General features: G+C 34.8%; 18 protein-coding genes. 3 read left to right on the top strand and 15 right to left on the bottom strand.

Translation table 11 applies throughout. From position 1 onward, the window contains the following. Positions 1 to 177 precede the first annotated feature (177 nt). From AR685_RS11130 to AR685_RS11115, 4 genes are read right to left on the bottom strand one after another with little or no spacing between them, the layout of a single operon-like run. On the bottom strand, positions 178 to 1,176 hold the full coding sequence (locus tag AR685_RS11130) for an alpha/beta hydrolase (protein WP_059124610.1): 999 nt from the start codon (positions 1,174 to 1,176) through the stop codon (positions 178 to 180). Positions 1,177 to 1,196: 20 nt separating this feature from the next. Further along, positions 1,197 to 1,580 carry a DUF3037 domain-containing protein gene (locus AR685_RS11125; protein ID WP_047446567.1) on the bottom strand — a complete coding sequence of 128 codons (384 nt, stop codon included), beginning with the start codon at positions 1,578 to 1,580 and terminating at the stop codon, positions 1,197 to 1,199. Continuing rightward, positions 1,567 to 2,340 (bottom strand): HipA family kinase, encoded by a 774-nt coding sequence (locus tag AR685_RS11120; protein WP_047446565.1) that lies wholly within the window; start codon positions 2,338 to 2,340, stop codon positions 1,567 to 1,569. The genes AR685_RS11125 and AR685_RS11120 overlap by 14 nt, the downstream gene beginning before the upstream one ends. Before the next feature lie 15 nt (positions 2,341 to 2,355). Continuing rightward, the gene (locus AR685_RS11115) at positions 2,356 to 3,612 is read right to left on the bottom strand and encodes a DUF4886 domain-containing protein (RefSeq protein ID WP_059124609.1); all 1,257 of its coding nucleotides are present in this window, start codon (positions 3,610 to 3,612) and stop codon (positions 2,356 to 2,358) included. A 67-nt stretch (positions 3,613 to 3,679) separates the two neighbouring features. Here AR685_RS11115 and AR685_RS11110 point away from each other — a divergent pair, with 67 nt between their 5' ends. Further along, the gene (locus AR685_RS11110; protein ID WP_059124608.1) at positions 3,680 to 4,528 is read left to right on the top strand and encodes an alpha/beta hydrolase family protein; all 849 of its coding nucleotides are present in this window, start codon (positions 3,680 to 3,682) and stop codon (positions 4,526 to 4,528) included. A 49-nt stretch (positions 4,529 to 4,577) separates the two neighbouring features. Here the strand turns inward: AR685_RS11110 and AR685_RS11105 are convergent, their stop codons facing one another. The 9 genes from AR685_RS11105 to AR685_RS11065 all read right to left on the bottom strand — a co-directional run bounded on the left by AR685_RS11105 (position 4,578) and on the right by AR685_RS11065 (position 13,215). Continuing rightward, positions 4,578 to 5,186 (bottom strand): hypothetical protein, encoded by a 609-nt coding sequence (locus tag AR685_RS11105; RefSeq protein WP_059124607.1) that lies wholly within the window; start codon positions 5,184 to 5,186, stop codon positions 4,578 to 4,580. 19 nt (positions 5,187 to 5,205) lie between these two features. After that, the gene (locus AR685_RS11100; protein WP_059124606.1) at positions 5,206 to 6,027 is read right to left on the bottom strand and encodes a flavin reductase family protein; all 822 of its coding nucleotides are present in this window, start codon (positions 6,025 to 6,027) and stop codon (positions 5,206 to 5,208) included. Between the two features lie 100 nt (positions 6,028 to 6,127). Continuing rightward, complete coding sequence (locus tag AR685_RS11095) at positions 6,128 to 6,547, bottom strand: GxxExxY protein (RefSeq protein WP_228376433.1); 420 nt, start codon at positions 6,545 to 6,547, stop codon at positions 6,128 to 6,130. Between the two features lie 109 nt (positions 6,548 to 6,656). Beyond that, entirely contained in the window at positions 6,657 to 7,904 is a 1,248-nt protein-coding gene (gene fahA, locus AR685_RS11090) for a fumarylacetoacetase (RefSeq protein WP_059124604.1), read from the bottom strand. A 249-nt stretch (positions 7,905 to 8,153) separates the two neighbouring features. Then, positions 8,154 to 8,618, bottom strand: coding sequence for a hypothetical protein (locus AR685_RS11085; RefSeq protein ID WP_047446819.1), 465 nt, complete (start codon positions 8,616 to 8,618; stop codon positions 8,154 to 8,156). A 70-nt stretch (positions 8,619 to 8,688) separates the two neighbouring features. Then, positions 8,689 to 9,819 (bottom strand): 4-hydroxyphenylpyruvate dioxygenase, encoded by a 1,131-nt coding sequence (gene hppD, locus AR685_RS11080; RefSeq protein WP_047446551.1) that lies wholly within the window; start codon positions 9,817 to 9,819, stop codon positions 8,689 to 8,691. Positions 9,820 to 9,997: 178 nt separating this feature from the next. Further along, positions 9,998 to 10,552 (bottom strand): hypothetical protein, encoded by a 555-nt coding sequence (locus tag AR685_RS11075; RefSeq protein ID WP_059124603.1) that lies wholly within the window; start codon positions 10,550 to 10,552, stop codon positions 9,998 to 10,000. Positions 10,553 to 10,558: 6 nt separating this feature from the next. Then, positions 10,559 to 11,833: an acetyl-CoA hydrolase/transferase family protein gene (locus AR685_RS11070; RefSeq protein WP_047446547.1), complete on the bottom strand. Its 1,275-nt coding sequence runs from the start codon at positions 11,831 to 11,833 to the stop codon at positions 10,559 to 10,561. Positions 11,834 to 12,027: 194 nt separating this feature from the next. Then, complete coding sequence (locus tag AR685_RS11065) at positions 12,028 to 13,215, bottom strand: homogentisate 1,2-dioxygenase (RefSeq protein ID WP_059124665.1); 1,188 nt, start codon at positions 13,213 to 13,215, stop codon at positions 12,028 to 12,030. Positions 13,216 to 13,523: 308 nt separating this feature from the next. Here AR685_RS11065 and AR685_RS11060 point away from each other — a divergent pair, with 308 nt between their 5' ends. Both AR685_RS11060 and AR685_RS11055 read left to right on the top strand, forming a co-directional pair. Continuing rightward, on the top strand, positions 13,524 to 15,587 hold the full coding sequence (locus tag AR685_RS11060; RefSeq protein ID WP_059124602.1) for a TonB-dependent receptor plug domain-containing protein: 2,064 nt from the start codon (positions 13,524 to 13,526) through the stop codon (positions 15,585 to 15,587). A 56-nt stretch (positions 15,588 to 15,643) separates the two neighbouring features. Beyond that, entirely contained in the window at positions 15,644 to 16,051 is a 408-nt protein-coding gene (locus AR685_RS11055; protein WP_228376432.1) for a thioredoxin family protein, read from the top strand. Positions 16,052 to 16,056: 5 nt separating this feature from the next. On the opposite strand, the gene AR685_RS11050 is transcribed toward AR685_RS11055, so the two are convergent. Beyond that, positions 16,057 to 16,698, bottom strand: coding sequence for a hypothetical protein (locus tag AR685_RS11050; protein ID WP_131777617.1), 642 nt, complete (start codon positions 16,696 to 16,698; stop codon positions 16,057 to 16,059). Between the two features lie 207 nt (positions 16,699 to 16,905). After that, positions 16,906 to 17,271: a DUF1304 domain-containing protein gene (locus tag AR685_RS11045; protein WP_047446537.1), complete on the bottom strand. Its 366-nt coding sequence runs from the start codon at positions 17,269 to 17,271 to the stop codon at positions 16,906 to 16,908. Positions 17,272 to 17,303: the final 32 nt, after the last annotated feature.

The raw sequence follows: 17,303 nt of genomic DNA, 5'->3' as shown, positions 1-17,303 counted from the left end.
GCATTCGGCCAAGGTACTTATTTTATATACAAAACGGATCAAAATGTATATCAATTTAGCAAAATTATCGTATTTTCAAGGATTGTTTTTCTTTAATTATATGATTTGTAACATTTTAAACTATTGCTTCTTTTTGAAAAAATATATTGTCTATCAATAGATTTTCTATCTGAAATTTCACTTGTTTTGTGATTCTATAAAACTTACCATTTTATCATTAAGATCGTTTTGATAGGCTTTATCTGTATCTTTAAAACCGTGGTTTCCTTTTTTTACGATAATAAATTCATGTGGCGTGTTTGTTCTTTTTAGCATTTTATTTAACCGTTTTGAATGTCTGACCGGTGCTATTTTATCTTTGTCGCCATGAAGTATTAAAGTAGGAACAGTATTTTGAGTATAAGATAGTGGTGAAATGGTTTTACAAAATTCAATCACTTTTTTTCTTTCAGTATTAACGTCATAACCTGTCATTCCTTTTGCAATTTTTGTTCTAATATCGATGATCTTTTTTGAGATTAAACCAACGATGAAAAGTAAAGGCTTTGGTGCTCTGGTATGAAGAAGTCGGTTCATATCGGTAGGCCCGAAATTATCAACCACATAATTTACTTTTCCTGAGTACTTTGAAAGCTCCTGGTCTCCAACAAATTCATTATCGGGTGTGTAAGCAGAAAGCAGCGAAAGATGAGCTCCTGCAGAAACGCCCCAATAACCGATGTTTTCTGCATCAAAACCATATTGATCTGCATTTTTTCTTACCCATCTTACCGCATCCTTAGAATCTTCAATAGGACCCGGGAAATGAACGTCATCACTTACCAAACGGTAATTAACACTCAATACAGCAAAGTTTTTTTCTGTCAGTTTTAAAATCGTCTGTTCGACATAATTTTCAGGGGCTATTACCTTATCTCCAAGTGCCCATGCACCACCATGCAGGAAAATAACAACCGGCAATTTTTCCCTTCCTGAATTTTTAGGTCTGTATATATCCAATTTGAGGTCTTTGCCCTGACTATCTTTTTTGTAGGTAATGTCTTCAGACACGGCAGTTTTCTGCTGCAGTAGAGTGCTTTTTGCTGTTTGCGCAAATAAGGATGCTGAAAAAAAGAAAATAAAAAACAGGTTTAGAAAAAACCTGCTGATATGTATATTGTTCTTGGGTGAATTCATAAACTAAATTGTTGAGTGTGTTATTTTACTAACTCCTCAAAAAGTTTACCAAAAGTCTTTTCCAGGTCTTTAGATTTTCCCGGATGCGGTCTCGAAGTCTGTACCACAGCGCTTCTCACGGCAGTCAGCCAACGAAATCTGTCTGGTATTTCCATTTGGGCAATAGGTCCTCCGTCTTTTGCGCCGTTAGCAATTTTTTGAAAACTTTCGAGATTCTGAATGATGTCGTCGTAATCTAATTTGCTTTTAATCAGTTTAAATTTATCCGGACAGAGGTAAAATTCTACCCTTATGAATTTCTCACGTTTTGAAAACATAATCAGCCCAATGTTGAAAAACTCTTCTCTCTCAACTTTAGGAACAAGGCGTATAACGGCGTATTCGTATATTTTATCCTCTTGCATTTTTAGCTTCGTTTACAAAGATTTGTGAATTTTCTAATCGGGTCTTCAAAAAGTTGAAATATACTTCACGAATTTCATCAGGACTTTCTTCGACATCGTTCCAATGCAACCAATCTTCAGGAATAAGATTGACGATTTCTCTGAAAATCTCATCATTTAAAACTTCATGCGCATACTTTTCAGCTTCGTCCAATTTTGTTGCTTGAGGAAGAAGAACGTGATCTTTAATGTATTTGAATGGCGTTTTCGCCGCAGTATCAAAATTCTGCCAAGAATGATGGAAGTAAAATGATGCACCGTTATCAATCACCCACAATTCTTTATGCCACATCAAAAGATTGGTGTTTTTAAAAGTACGGTCGATGTTGGTGATAAACGCATCGAGCCAGACAATTTTTGAAGCTAAAAAGGGATCAACTTTTATACTAGAATCGAATGCGATAGACTCTGAAAGATAATGAAGACCTAAATTTAGACCTTCAGAAAATTTAAGCAGATCCTGAATTTCTTCATCAGCTTCTGTTCTTCCAAAATCTACATCGAGATTTGCAAAAACCAATTCTGGAATTTTCAGATCTAATGCTTCCGTGATTTTTCCGCCTAAAAGTTCTGAAATCAACATTTTGGTTCCATGACCTGCACCACGGAATTTTAAAACATACTTAAAATCATCATCGGCTTCTGCCAAAGCAGGAAGTGAGCCACCTTCACGAAGCGGAAGGATATAGCGTTGTACAGTAACTGTTCTTAAATTTGACATGATGCAAAATTAGAGCTATTTTTTGATAATTTTTTTAGTGTATTCTTTTTCTGCGGTTTTATATTTCAAAAAGTAAACTCCGTTTATCGCATGATATAAAGGAATGGTGTAGCCATTTTCAGTTTTTTTCAAATCATGCTTGAGAGCACGTCCCGAAATATCTGTTAAAGAAATAATTGATAATTTTTGATCTGTAATAATATTTACAAAATTATGAACCGGATTAGGATAAATTTGAACCGGATTACCATTAAATTCATTTATCCCCAGATTGCTGATCGTAACAGATTTTGTTTTAGTGGAATTAATTCCGCATGCATTGGTTGTAAGGCTTACCTGATAATTTCCAGGCGCAGAATAAGTATGAGTTGGATTTTCTAAAGCTGAAATGTTTCCGTCTCCAAAATTCCATGCAAAAATGGTCGCATTTTGCGTTTGGTTTGTGAATTGAACGGTAGATGTTCCTATTGTTTGATATCCAAATCTGCTGGCTACATCATTTGCTTCGATTAACCATGTATTAAGATGATCATAGACTGTATTTTTTACAATGCTTTTGATAACCTGCGATTCTGTGGTAGTTAAATTTCCGTTGAAAGTTGCCAATTCTGGATTTTTTTTAAATAAAATAGTATAAAATGTGTAAGCCGCTGCCATAGAACCCAAATAACTGGGATGTGAACCATCGCTTGAATACAAATCCATTAAAGGGTATTGTTGTCTTATCGTTCTCCATACTTTGCCAACCGGAGAAATGAGACCTTCGTTTATTTGTGCCATGTCTGTGTATCGGCTTGCAATTAAATCATCCATGCCTTCGTAAGTACAAACCAAAGTATTTCCATTGGCACAGTTTGTAGCATCGCCAGTTCTGTAGCCCCAAGTCATAAAAAAAATAGGATTTCCGCAGGCATTTGAGCTTTTGGTAAGATCAGCAAGTTGTTTTGCGTAAGGATGCATTTCTGTTTGTATGTACGTGGTAGGAAAAGAAGGTATCTGGCTTTGTTCCTGAAGAACAACGTAATCCCAATTTCCTTGATTAATTACTGAAGTTACCGCTTGGTTTTGTGCATGTTGCTTTAGTGTTGCACCACCTATTGTATGACTTTGGTAATTTAGTACATCTCCTGTAGAAGCTGCGATGAAGTTTATTAATTCGGGTAAATTATTGGTGTAAGTATAACTGTTTCCTACAAAAAAAACATTCTTTGTAATCTGCCCAATTGCGAAGGAAAATGAGAGTGAAAGTAAAAAGAGTAATGATTTTTTCATATATTTAAGTTAAAATAAATATTACACAAATGTAATTATTATTTGAAGAGGCGAAAAATTAATATTTATGGCATTAATAAAACAGATTAACATACTTCTTAAAAATCCTGAAACCAAAAATTTCCTTGCCGATGCATTCTATCCTGAAACCGATGAGAAATTACCCTTAGTTGTCTTCGTTCATGGCTATAAAGGTTATAAAGATTGGGGAGCATGGAATTTGATGGCTGAAAAATTTGCAAAAGCTGGTTTTTTCTTTGTTAAATTTAATTTTTCACACAATGGTACTACTTTGGTGAATCCTACCGGTTTTGATGATTTGGAGGCTTTTGGAAATAATAATTATTCTAAAGAAATTTCAGATTTGAGTTTCGTAATCGATTATTTTGCTAAAGATCCAAAAGTGGATGACCATAAGATAGTTCTAATAGGTCATAGTCGTGGAGGAGGAATTTCAATCATTAAGACCTGCGAAGACATCAGAATTAACGGATTAATCACTTTGGCAAGTGTCGATAATCTCGAACGTTTTCCGAAAGAAGAGGCATTTGAAAACTGGAAAAATAAAGGAGTTTATTACGTAGAAAATGGTAGGACGAAACAGCAAATGCCACATTATTATCAATTTTATAAAGATTTTACCAATGATCCACACCGATTTGATGTAGAACGTTCGATGGAAATGGCAAAAGCGCATGTTTTGATTGTTCATGGTACCTCTGATGAAGGTGTCGACGTAAAAAATGCAGAGCATCTTCATATTTTAAATCCGAATACTGAACTGTTTTTGGTTGAAAATGGAAATCACGTTTTTGGAGCCAAAGAACCTTGGGAAGAAGATAATCTACCTCAAGATTTACATATAGTCGTCGAAAAATGCATTGAATTTATCAATAAGAAAATAGTGAATGAATAAATTTTAAGTAAAAAGACAGCTTTTCGAAAGCTGTCTTTTTACAGTTTATCTACGGAGAAGTATCGGTTTTTATTGCATTTTTCTTTACCGATTTTATTAAACTTCTGAAATTTTTCATCGTCATCATTTCAGTAGTCGGGGTGAAAATGGTAACCTTCTGATCCTTGTCTATACCCACTTCTGAATATGCTTTAAAAGAATACATTTTCTTCAGTGTTTTAATATCGTAAACATCCATCATCGCAAAGGTTTCATTGCTTTTGTACTGGCTTTGTACTCCAATGGTGTTGTCTAATGCGTTTCTGACCTTAAATGTGTAAACATTCACCAGATAATTATAGTCTGAGCTGTTTTTCAATACTTCCAAATCCTCTGGTTGAGGGTCAGAGGGAATGTAGTTTTGAATAATATTTTCAGATTTTGCCGTTTTCATATCGGATGCATTACCTCCGCTCATTTCGTTAAATAATTGCAAAACTTCCTTATTCATCAACTCTCTGTGATGCGAATTGACATCTGTATTGATATTATTGATCAGCCACTTTTTATTTTTTGAAAATACCAGTGATTTGCTGTAAATACCATAATCTTTCCTTACAGGATAATAGCATGACTGGAGTGCAATAAGAACAATTAATAAAATAATACTTCTCTTCATCTAATATTATTTTATTAATTTATTTTACCAAGATTTGCCATGCTTTCTCAATTCTACTTTCCAATAGGAACTTCTGAGCTTCCAAATGTACATTTTCATCATCATGACATTGATCTGAAGGTAAGACTTCTACATTCGCAAGCATTCCCAAATCGTTCCCTGTAAAGACTTTACTGAATTTGATTGAATCTGGAAGCGAGTCAAAGCCAATTCCTTTAGTGATTAAAGGTTTTGGAACTTCAAAAAGATTATTCTCGTTGTTTCTCGAGTACCAATTGCCACCTAAACGCGCCACCATATCTAATTTTGCCTGATCTAAATTTCCTTCTGCATTAAGATATTCTTCTCTGATATGAATTTTTTTCACCTCACAGATTACTAGATTTCCTGCTCCACCCTGATCTCCCAATGATTTTATTTCTAAAACCTGACATTCAAAATTTACTGGACATTCTGCAATCAATTTCGGTTTCACCAAATCGGCATCTTTCATCGTCAGACCAGATTTAATGAACTCATTGACACCGTCGCCATATTCCGTGGAAGCCAAAGAAATCTGCTGTACAATGGGAAAGTTCACAGTTCCTATTACGACTTCAGGAACTTCTAAAACATTTTCTAAAGTATGTTTTGTGGTATTGTCGCGAACTCTTCTCGAAGGTGAAAAAATCAAAATCGGAGGAACAGTACTGAACATATTAAAAAAACTGAACGGCGATAAATTGATGTTTCCGTGTTTATCAACCGTAGAAGCCAATGCAATCGGTCTTGGTGAAACGGCGGTCTGCATAATCGTTTGCAGTTGTACTGAGGATATTTCTGAAGGGATGAGTGTTTTCATTTAAAAGATTGATTTTTGACACATAAGTCACATTAGATTTAACATCAATTGTTTGAAAATATTTTAGAACACATAAGAATAAAAATCAATAGATTTTTATTTATGCAAGTTTTTCAAAATCTTTACTGACAAAGGTTTCTGTTCCGTCATTGTATAAATTATAGACATTAAAATTAACCAATATTGACTTTGGAACTTTTAAAAGATTCATGTAATTCATAGTTTGTGCTTTGTGAATTTTATGAAGTTCTTCTACCGATTTTATTTCTAAAATAATTAAATCCTCAATCAAAAAATCACATTTTACTTTGCAATTAATATTTAGTTCTTTATATATCAAAGGAATTTCTAATTCGCTTTTATATTTTAGTCCCAATAAATCGAATTCTCTCTGTAGGCATTTGTGATATACATCTTCATAAAGACCGGGACCAACAATTTTATGAACTTCAATACATGCACCTACAATTTTATAAGTAAGCTCATCAATGTATTTCTTCGTTATTTCCATGCTTGTCATTGATGCGTTTTTGAAAATCGGTAGATTTTCAATCTCATGTGTTCTAAATTTGCACAAAAAAATAATTTTTCTTTGTGACTTATGTGTTAAATGTTTTGTGGTTAAAGAATTATTTAGTAGGAATGATTTTTCCGGAAACCTCCCCGAAACCTACTCTTACACCATCTTTTTCAGCCCAGGCTTTCATCGTTACCGTATCATTGTCATCAATGAATTTTCTTTCCTGTCCGTTGCTTAATGTTATCGGGTTTTGACCTCTCCAAGTTAATTCAAGCATAGAACCGAAAGATTTTGGATCACTTCCTGAGATGGTTCCGCTTGCGTATAGATCACCCACTTCAATATTACAACCGTTCACTGTGTGATGAGCTAATTGCTGCGTCATGTTCCAGTACATGTGTTTGTAGTTACTTTCAGAAATTAGGTTTTCTTCGCCATTTTCTGGCTGAATGTACACTTCAAGATTAATGTCGTAATTTTTATCTCCTTCAAATTTTAAATAATCTAAAACTTCAGGATCCTGAGTAGGAGAAGCAGTTCGGAATGGTTCCAATGCTTCCAGAGTTACTACCCATGGAGAAACTGATGAACCGAAATTTTTAGCCAAAAACGGTCCTAGCGGAACGTATTCCCAAGACTGGATATCTCTTGCTGACCAATCGTTGAACACTACCATTCCGAAAATTGCATTTTCTGCATCTTTTGTAGAAACGCTTTCTCCCATTTCGGTATTTTGATTGATGATGAAAGCCATTTCCAATTCAAAATCCAGCTGTTTGCAAGGACCAAAAACAGGTTTGTCTGCGTCTGCCGGTTTCATTTGGCCTTTTGGGCGGTTAATATCTGTTCCGGAAACAACGATGGATGAAGCTCTTCCGTGGTATCCAACCGGTAGATGTTTCCAGTTGGGAAGTAATGCATTTGCCGGATCACGGAACATTTTTCCAACATTGGTTGCATGCTCGATGCTGCTATAAAAATCTGTGTAATTTGGAATATGTAATGGCATGATCATTTTTACCTGATCTAGATCGTAGAATGCATCTTCAATGGTCTTTTCGTCTTTTGATAAAGTAGAACCTTCCTGTAATAATTCCTGAATTCTTAAACGAACCGCGTTGGTCACGGGTTTTCCTAATTCAATGAATTCATTCAGCGTATATGCTTCGAAAACGTTGTCATCTAAGCCTGCGATTTCTTCAAAATACGAAAGATCGTATAAGAGCGCAAGATCAACAACCTGGTCGCCAATTCTTGTACAACAAGCGATGAATTCTTTATTAAATACGGCAACTCCGAAAGGAATATTGTGTATTGAAAAGTCTGAATTTAAATTATATTCTACAAATGATTTCATAATGTGATAGTTTGATTGAGATTAAAAAGTAAAGTCTTTCAAGTGTTAGCGAAAATTTTTAATGCATAAAGTTTTTTTTTACCTGAAAAAGAAACAAAAGTTTTTCATGAAATTGAAGGTTTACAAAATATATTCTATGTTTTGCAAACTTGTTTACCTCTTTTTCTTCATCATTTACTCGTGACTTTTGCCTTTAAAAAAGGTTGTAAAATTTTTTATAAGTTTGGTTTAAAGCCCAAAAGATGACCATTACTTTGTTTTTTTAGAGTAAGATTCTTCATCGATCCATCGGTCTCTTGAGTTGATGTCTATCAGATAAATAATATCTTTTTGCTTGGTCAAAAGAAGCGTTTTTGAAACCGGAATCGGAATCTTTTTATTTTCAAGTTTGTCGGCACGCAGCGAAATGATATTCTTTTTTCTAATGATATCTCCCGAAAAAACATTGGATGTACTTTGTCCTGTAGATTTATCATCAAACATTTCAACATAGGTTGCTTCTTTACCTTTGAGGATGATGAAACTTCTTTCGGTATGATCTTCAAAATCTTTTATCAGAACAAATTTTTTGTCTTCAATGCTTACATTTTCAAGATGCTGATTGATACCTTTCCTTTCCTCTAGACGATCGAGAATTTCATTGATAGCTCCATAGTTTTGTGCTTTTAAAGCAAAACCTGTAAAAAACAATGTTAAGATGAAAAATTTTCTCATAAGCTTGTGTTTATAAAAAAGTTTTGTCAAGATCTGCATCCTGACAAAACCCTATATTTAGTTTAAAAAATTAAAGATTACCTCTTTTTTCCTGCTCTCTTTCTAGAGCTTCAAAAAGTGCTTTGAAGTTACCTGCACCAAAACTTTGTGCTCCGTGTCTTTCGATGATTTCAAAGAAAAGAGTAGGGCGGTCTTCTACGGGTTTTGTGAAGATTTGTAATAAATAGCCTTCTTCATCATGATCAATCAAGATTCCTAGATCCTGAAGTTTTTTAAGATCTTCGTCGATATGGCCAACTCTTTCCGGAACTAGCTCGTAATAAGCTTCCGGTGGAGCAGAAAGGAATTCAACACCACGTTTTTTAAGCTCAGTAACTGTGTGAATAATGTCTTTTGTCGCTACTGCAATATGCTGTACACCTTCTCCTTCATAGAAATCAAGATACTCTTCAACCTGAGATTTCTTCTTGCCTTCTGCAGGCTCGTTAATAGGAAATTTAGCAAAACCGTTTCCGTTCGACATTACTTTAGACATCAATGCAGAATATTCTGTGTTAATCTGCTTGTCATCAAATGAAAGAATGTTGACAAATCCCATTACTTTTTCGTACCATTCAACGGTTGGGATCATTCTGTCCCAGCCTACGTTTCCTACACAGTGGTCAACATACAGCAATCCTGCCTCTTCCGGTTTGTAATCGCTTTCCCATTTTTGGAAACCAGGCATGAAAGGTCCTGCATAGTTTTTTCTTTCGATAAACATGTGAACCGTTTCTCCGTACGTATAAATTCCGGACATTTTTACTTCACCATGCTCATCAGTCAGAGTTACAGGCTCCATATAAGGTTTACCACCTCTCTTAGTAGTTTCTTCGAAAGCTGAATAAGCATCGTCTACCCAAAGTGCCAAAACTTTTACTCCATCGCCGTGTTTTTTTACATGTTCGCTTACTGGCGAGTCAGATTTAAGACCGGTCGTTAAAATTAATCTAATTTTTCCTTGTTGAAGAACATAAGATGCGCGATCTCTCACACCTGTTTCCGGACCTGCATAAGCAACCGACTGAAAACCGAACGCTGTCTTATAATAATGAGCTGCCTGCTTTGCATTTCCCACATAAAACTCGATATAATCTGTACCATTGATCGGCAAAAAGTTCTCTGCCTGAGCAATTTTTTCGGCAAATGTTAGTGTTGACATATTTTCTATTTTTTTACTTTTATTGACGATGCAAATTACAAAATTCTGCGATAATGTTAAAATCGAAACAAACGGCTGTTAGTTAAAGTTTTAATAAAATATTTAATATTATTTCTAAACTAAAAAGCTATACAATTACGTATAGCTTTTGTTACATATGGAATTGAATTTAAATCAGTTATTTCACTTGCCTGATGATCGCCTTTTTAGGTAAGTAATGATCAGTTTTTTCTCTGTTAATAATTTCTTTCTTTGTCATTTCAAAGTCAGTTAACATGATTGTAGTTTTTGCCGTTTTGTCATGACTATAGATTTTCTTATCTAACAACTTTAAAATATCCGCAAATTCGTCATTCATAAATGGTTCTATAAAACAAAGGCTACTGTCAGAACCTTTATGTTTGAATGAGATATATTTTCTCTTTCCAGCAAAAAACTGATTTTCGTTTAGCTTTTTCTGTTTGATAAAATCATCCAATTTCCTGCCAGTTAAGGAATTCAATTTTTCGATTTCATCGTTGCTCAATTTATATTTGAAATAATTTTGACCATCCCAACTGTCTGAGTATACAACTAAATTTCCTTGTTTATCTATTATGGAGTGGGTTGAAATTTCAACAATTCCGGTATCAGTAATTTCGTAATCTACAATTTTAAAATCTTTAATTTTTAAGTTTTGAGCATTAAGCAAGCTCGTAATCAAAACTAAGCAGATAGCAATTATTCTATTCATTTTCACCTAATTTTTAAATCTGTCATAAGCCGCTCTCTCCAACATTTCTCTGTCATCAGGATGCGCAATACTGATCAGTTCCTGAGCTCGCTGACGTAGATTTTTCCCATAAAGATATGCAGTTCCGTATTCCGTTACCACCCAGTGGATGTGACCTCTTGTTGTGACAACGCCCGCACCCTGTTTCAGAAAAGGAACAATTCTGGAAACGCCTCTTTTTGTTCTTGATGTGATGGCGATAATTGGTTTTCCGTCTTCGCTCAAAGCGGCTCCACGCATGAAATCCATTTGTCCGCCGATACCGCTATACTGCATGGTTCCGATGGAATCTGCGCAGACCTGTCCGGTCAGATCAATCTCGATAGCAGAATTGATCGCAACCATCTTTTTATTTCTCATGATGTTGATAGGGAAGTTAACGGTGCTCACGTCATCAAAAGAGAAAACCGTGTTGTCATCCACATAATCGTATAATTTTCTTGTCCCGAAACAGAAACTCGTGATGGTTTTGTTATCGTTGTACCCTTTGTATTTATTGTTGATGACATCATTTTGAATTAAATCGATCACGCCGTCACTCAGCATTTCAGTGTGAACGCCTAAGTCTTTATGATTTCCCAGACATTTTAAAACCGCATCAGGAATTGTTCCGATACCCATTTGTAGAGTTGATCTGTCGTCAATCAATTCTGCTACATTTTTTCCGACCAGCATTTCATCAGGACCTACCTTGGCACCATAATCTACAGTTGGAAGCTCTTCCTCATTCCAGACTAATTTGTGAATTTTGCTGATATGAAGCATTCCGTCGCCATGAGTTCTCGGCATTAAAGGATTGACAACGGCTACAATAATTTTAGCAGTATCAACAGCGGCTCTCGCAACATCAACTGAAGTTCCCAAAGTACAGAAACCATGTTTGTCAGGAGGCGAAACTGTAATTAAAGCAACATCAAGCGGCAAAATATTTTTTCTGAATAAAATAGGAATTTCACTTAAAAAAACCGGAACAAAATCTCCACGGTCAGAGTTAACAGCATCACGCACCGGCGTTGAAACAAAAAGTGAATTCACGAAAAATTTATCCTTGTATTCAGGTTTGGCAATTTCCACATTTCCCTGCTGGGTAATAGAAACCATCTCTACATTATCCAGACGGTGAGACTGTCTTGCTAGCTCGTCAATCAGGTGATTCGGAGTACATGCGCTCCCATGAAAAAACACACGGTTTCCGCTTTTAATCGTATAAATAGCTTCTTCTGCACTGATGTAATTATACATATTGAAATTTTTTACTTTAATATCTTAAAGATAGATCTTATTATTTAGATTCAGTCTAAATATTTAGCTGAATTAGTGGAGATATTTGTCATGTTTTATTCAATCTGTGAAAAAGAAAAGGATTGAATACTCACATTCAATCCTCAATATCTTTCATAAAATTTAAAGCTAAAAGCCAATCGCAAAAAGCAAAGCTACTCCTGCGATCTGTCCTCTAAACTATGATCCTCACTTTCCAGCCAAGAAGTTTTATAAGACGGATCTTCCACTTTCATTGCTTCTTCCGTAATTTTCAAAGGACGGAATGGGTCAACCATAACTGCATATTCCTCAGTGAATTTTTTACCGATGCTTCTTTCCATCGCTCCAGGATGAGGTCCGTGAACAATTCCACCTGGGTGAAGCGTGAAATCCATTAAATCAATATGGTTTCTGCTCATAAAATCGCCTTCGGTGTAGAATAAAACTTCATCAGAATCAATATTTGAGTGATTGTAAGGAGCTGGAATGGCCAACGGATGATAGTCGTACATTCTCGCACAGAACGAACAAACCACAAAATTGTGCGCCTCAAAAGTCTGATGAATGGGTGGCGGTTGGTGAATTCTTCCTGTTATTGGTTCGAAGTTTTTGATATTGAATTTATAAGGATAAAAATAACCGTCCCAGCCTACAACATCGAATGGATGCGTTGCGTAGATGAAATCAGTGATCTGATTTTCTTTTTTTACTTTAATTAAAAATTCTCCTTTTTCATCTTTTGGTTCAACAAAAGTGGGTGCGATTATATCTCTTTCGCAGAATGGAGAATGCTCCAGAAGCTGCCCAAATTCGTTTCTGTAACGCTTCGGTGTATAAATCGGAGAATGACTTTCCACCACAAAAAATACGGTGTCATCAGAATTTAGTTCCGCCTGATAAATTGTTCCTCTCGGAATAATCAGATAATCGCCAACAGAAAATTCAAGATTTCCGACAAATGTTTTTAAAGTTCCGCTTCCTTCGTGTATAAAAAGAAGTTCATCACATTCGGCATTTTTGTAGAAATAATCCATCGATTTTCTCGGTTTTGCCAATCCCATTTTCAGGTCATTGTTGACCAAAAGAAACTTTCGGCTGTCCAAAAAGTCATCTTCAGGCGTCACATTCATCCCTTTAAACATTCTCGGCGTCACGTTTTTATCAACCGCAATCTTTGGCGTTACGTCTTTTGCTTCGCCAATTGATCTGATCTGTGTTGGGCGGTGAACATGATACAACAAAGAGGAAATGCCGTGAAATCCTTCTGTACCAAACAGTTGCTCATAATAGAACTTGTCTTCCGGTGATTTAAAAATCGTATGTCTTTTTGGGGGAATATTTCCCGAATGATGATATCTCATTGTACTTATATGTTGACTCTCAAATTTAATATTTTTTAATGAATTGTTTAAAAACATTTTTCACAGCAAATTTTTTAACCACAAAAGTCACAAAAGTTGATTGCTTGAAATTAAGTTTTAATAAATGCTGCTGATAAGATCAAATAAGCGTTGAAAAAAAATATTTCACATCAAGCTTTTTTGAACTTATGTTTTCAAAGCTGTAAAACTTAAATACAACGAAAGCTTTTGTTGCTTTTGTGGTAAAAATTAAATTAGTTTTGCTGTTCTAAAATTAATTGTTAGCTTTGTCTAACAATTTTAATTTCATGAAGCGAATATTATTTTCTGCCGTACTTTTTTCAGGGTTTTGTTTCTCTCAGGAAGCAGATAGTTTAGATTTAAATAAAAAATCTGACTCAATAAAAATTCCTGTAAAAAAAGAAAGGATAGGTGATATTGACGATGTGGTGATTACCGGAACGATCAAACCTGTAAGCAAATCAAAGAGTCCTGTGAATGTAGAAATTTACAGTCAGAAGTTTTTCCAGAAGAATCCTACGCCAAGTGTTTTTGAAGCGATTGCGATGGTCAACGGAGTTCAGCCACAGTTAAACTGTTCGGTTTGCAATACCGGAGATATCCATATCAACGGTTTGGAAGGTCCGTATACGATGATTTTAATTGACGGAATGCCCATCGTCAGCTCGCTTTCCACTGTTTACGGTTTAAGTGGAATTCCCAACAGTCTGATAGAAAGAATTGAAGTGGTGAAAGGTCCGGCCTCGTCGCTGTACGGTTCTGAAGCGATGGGTGGCGTAATTAATATTATTACAAAAAATGCCCTGACTGCTCCAAAACTAAGCGTGAATCTGATGACAACAACGTGGGCGGAAAATAATGTCGATCTTTCAACCAAATTTAATGTCGGCAAAAATGTGGCTTCTTTATTAAGTTTGAATTATTTCAGTTTTAATGAAAAAATAGATCAGAATAAGGATAATTTTACTGATGCTGCACTCCAGAACCGAGTCTCAGTTTTTAATAAATGGAATTTTAAAAGAAAGGAAAACCGGATGGCAAGTTTTGCCCTGCGTTACCTGTACGAAGACCGTTTCGGCGGTGAAATGCAGTGGGACAAATCGCATCGTGGCGGTGACGAAGTATATGGAGAAAGTATTTACACGAATAGGGTAGAAGCGTTCGGGATGTATCAGTTACCGTTGAAAGAGCAGATTTTCACCCAGTTTTCTTACAACTATCACGACCAGAATTCATTTTACGGAAATACGCCTTATGAAGCTTTACAGAAAGTCGCCTTTGCACAAACCTATTGGGACAAAAAGCTGGGCAATCATGATTTTATTTTGGGCTTGACCTTCAAAAAGACATTTTATGATGACAATACTCCCGGAACATTGGGTTCTGATGAAGTTACCAATCAGCCGATGAAGTCACCGATTTTTGGAGCGTTTATTCAGGATCAGTGGGAGATTAATGAAAAAAATACAGTTTTGTTGGGTTACCGTTTTGATTACGATAAGATTCACCATTCTGTACATTCTCCGCGTTTTGCATGGAAATTTTCGCCGAATCCGTATCATACTTTCAGATTTAATTTCGGAACGGGTTTCAGGGTAGTGAATTTATTTACTGAAGATCATGCGGCATTAACGGGTTCGCGTGAGGTGGTGATTCAGTCCAATTTAAAACCTGAAAAATCGATCAACGGAAATTTAAATTACGTCTGGAAAATTCCTGTCGGAGACCGTTTGGTCAATGTGGATGCCTCTGCTTTTTACACGTATTTCAGCAATAAAATTGTTGGAGATTTTGATTCGGATCCTCAGAAAATTATTTATGATAATTTAAACGGTTACGGAATTTCCCGGGGTGCTTCGATGAATATTGATTTCAGTTTCAGTTTTCCCTTAAGCGTAAATTTAGGAGTTACGTATCTTGATGTGTATCAGAAGTTTGATGATGAAAGAGAAAAATCCCGCCAGCTTCACGCTCCGAAGTGGAGTGGAACCTATAATTTGACCTATAAATTTCCTAATAATCTCGCGGTAGATTTTACCGGACAGTTTTACGGACCGATGCGATTGCCTGTTTTACCCAATGATTACCGACCTGAATATTCACCGCTATATTCTTTGGCGAATATTCAGGTTTCAAAGAGTTTTGATTCTGGTTTTGAAGTGTATTGCGGTGTTAAAAATTTATTCAATTTTACTCCGAAGGATCCGTTGATGAGACCTTTTGATCCGTTTGATAATAATGTAAATGACCCGATCAATAATCCGAATCATTATACATTTGATACAACGTATGGTTATGCTCCGATGCAGAGAATCAGAGGTTTTTTGGGTGTGAAATATAATTTGAAATGAAAAGTTTAGTGTTTTTTTTAATGTTATTTTTAGTGCCATGTTTTTGTCTTTCGCAGATGAAAACAGGCACTTTTTTAGAAATTGAAAACTTAGGTACACAAAATAAAAAGCCAATCATTATTCATTTGTATACCGACTGGTGCTCAGTTTGTAAAATCGAATCTTTTCAACTTAAAAAAGATAAAGATTTGATAAAAATGATGAATGAAAATTTTCATTTTATCAATTTTGAAGCTGAAAAGACAAAAGAAAAAATCAATTTTCAGGGTAAAGAATTTAATTATTTGCCTAATGGAAATTCAGGAATTCATGAGTTGGCTTTGGCTTTATTTAAAAATAAAAATCAGCCCGTTTATCCGTTGTGGATTATTTTAGATGAAAATCAGGAGCTGGTTTATTATCATGAAGGTCTATTTGAACCAGAGAAAATGAAGGAGGAACTAATAAAGACTCTTTTGAATTAATAAATTTATTCAAGATTGTAGATTTTAATTTCAGTATAATTAAAATATGTATCGTAAAAATTAGGAGGAATAGTTTTTTTAATCTTTTTATAATACTCATTATGAGTTATGTAAATGTTTACTGTACTACCTTCATTTAGTTTGCTGTAAAAATTGGGTGAATATTGTAATGAGTCAACAGGTGAGAATTCAAATTTTGGATATTCTTTTAGATGGAGAACAATCTTTGTGCTCTTTCCCTTATTCTTATAATCTTTAAAAGTTCCTTCTAATTTAATGTATCCAAAATCTCTAATACTTACGATATTATCCTGCTCCTGCTTTTTATAACAATTTCGTGTAAAGAGGAAAAAAAGTAACCCTGAACAAATTATTAACAAAGGAATTATATAAAACCTATAGTTGATGATTTTTTTGTTTGATTGTGTGTATTTATTTTTGCAATAATTAATTACTTCATCGTAATTTGGTTCTTCATCTTTATAAAAAGTAATCTTTTTATCAGGAAATTGAACCTCCAATTTAAGAGTGTGTACAACAGAATCTTTAGTTTCTTTTCTGTAATATTCTTCTGAAAAGTATATTTTGTTATTAGGAACTAATATTTTCTTTCCAAAAAAATTTATTAGCTCTGTTTTATCGTTCAAAATGATCATTTTAAAAATATTTGACAATGAGAAATAAATCATCATTGAATAAATAGTAAAAATGATACAGCCGAATGACAAATCAAGAAAACCTTTTTTAACTAAAATGAAAGGCAATCCAAAAATTGAAATAAATGCTAAGTTAAATTCATTGTCAAAAAACTTTCTTTTATATATAAACTTTGCTTCAGGCATTTTGTTTCTCAATTACTTTAACAAAACGGCAACAATCGCCAAAATCGCTGGCAGAGCCTGAACAAAAAATATTTTCCTTGTCGCAGAAATGGCACCGTAGATTCCTGCAATCGCTACACAGCTCAAGAAAAACAAAGCAATATTGGTTTGCCATTTTTCATCTTCAATGAAAAAAGACCAAATCAATCCGGCGGCAAGAAAACCATTATACAATCCCTGATTGGCTGCCAAACCTTTTGTCGGCTTGAACATTTCAGGTGGCAAAGCTGCTTTGAAAACTTCTTTACCTTTGGTTTCCCACGCAAACATTTCCATCCACAGGATATAAAGATGTTCTAAAGCTACAACGGCAATGAGAATTTTAGCAACAATTTCCATGATTCGATTTTTATCATTGTAAAACTAAAAAA

Source organism: Chryseobacterium sp. JAH, assembly GCF_001507335.1.
In the GTDB taxonomy this organism is placed as follows: domain Bacteria; phylum Bacteroidota; class Bacteroidia; order Flavobacteriales; family Weeksellaceae; genus Chryseobacterium.
The sequence above is the reverse complement of the archived record's forward strand: the minus strand, read 5'-3'. Positions and strand labels throughout refer to the sequence as shown.

What these genes read in the sequence shown, in the direction of transcription:
- AR685_RS11110 (WP_059124608.1), top strand. Translation starts at nt 3,680, where the DNA reads ATGGCATTAATAAAACAGATTAACATACTTCTTAAAAATCCTGAAACC.
- AR685_RS11060 (WP_059124602.1), top strand. Translation starts at nt 13,524, where the DNA reads ATGAAGCGAATATTATTTTCTGCCGTACTTTTTTCAGGGTTTTGTTTC.
- hppD (WP_047446551.1), bottom strand. Translation starts at nt 9,819, where the DNA reads ATGTCAACACTAACATTTGCCGAAAAAATTGCTCAGGCAGAGAACTTT.
- AR685_RS11100 (WP_059124606.1), bottom strand. Translation starts at nt 6,027, where the DNA reads ATGAAAACACTCATCCCTTCAGAAATATCCTCAGTACAACTGCAAACG.
- AR685_RS11095 (WP_228376433.1), bottom strand. Translation starts at nt 6,547, where the DNA reads ATGACAAGCATGGAAATAACGAAGAAATACATTGATGAGCTTACTTAT.
- AR685_RS11065 (WP_059124665.1), bottom strand. Translation starts at nt 13,215, where the DNA reads ATGAGATATCATCATTCGGGAAATATTCCCCCAAAAAGACATACGATT.
- AR685_RS11085 (WP_047446819.1), bottom strand. Translation starts at nt 8,618, where the DNA reads ATGAGAAAATTTTTCATCTTAACATTGTTTTTTACAGGTTTTGCTTTA.
- fahA (WP_059124604.1), bottom strand. Translation starts at nt 7,904, where the DNA reads ATGAAATCATTTGTAGAATATAATTTAAATTCAGACTTTTCAATACAC.
- AR685_RS11125 (WP_047446567.1), bottom strand. Translation starts at nt 1,580, where the DNA reads ATGCAAGAGGATAAAATATACGAATACGCCGTTATACGCCTTGTTCCT.
- AR685_RS11120 (WP_047446565.1), bottom strand. Translation starts at nt 2,340, where the DNA reads ATGTCAAATTTAAGAACAGTTACTGTACAACGCTATATCCTTCCGCTT.
- AR685_RS11130 (WP_059124610.1), bottom strand. Translation starts at nt 1,176, where the DNA reads ATGAATTCACCCAAGAACAATATACATATCAGCAGGTTTTTTCTAAAC.
- AR685_RS11045 (WP_047446537.1), bottom strand. Translation starts at nt 17,271, where the DNA reads ATGGAAATTGTTGCTAAAATTCTCATTGCCGTTGTAGCTTTAGAACAT.
- AR685_RS11115 (WP_059124609.1), bottom strand. Translation starts at nt 3,612, where the DNA reads ATGAAAAAATCATTACTCTTTTTACTTTCACTCTCATTTTCCTTCGCA.
- AR685_RS11105 (WP_059124607.1), bottom strand. Translation starts at nt 5,186, where the DNA reads ATGAAGAGAAGTATTATTTTATTAATTGTTCTTATTGCACTCCAGTCA.
- AR685_RS11070 (WP_047446547.1), bottom strand. Translation starts at nt 11,833, where the DNA reads ATGTATAATTACATCAGTGCAGAAGAAGCTATTTATACGATTAAAAGC.
- AR685_RS11055 (WP_228376432.1), top strand. Translation starts at nt 15,644, where the DNA reads ATGAAAACAGGCACTTTTTTAGAAATTGAAAACTTAGGTACACAAAAT.
- AR685_RS11075 (WP_059124603.1), bottom strand. Translation starts at nt 10,552, where the DNA reads ATGAATAGAATAATTGCTATCTGCTTAGTTTTGATTACGAGCTTGCTT.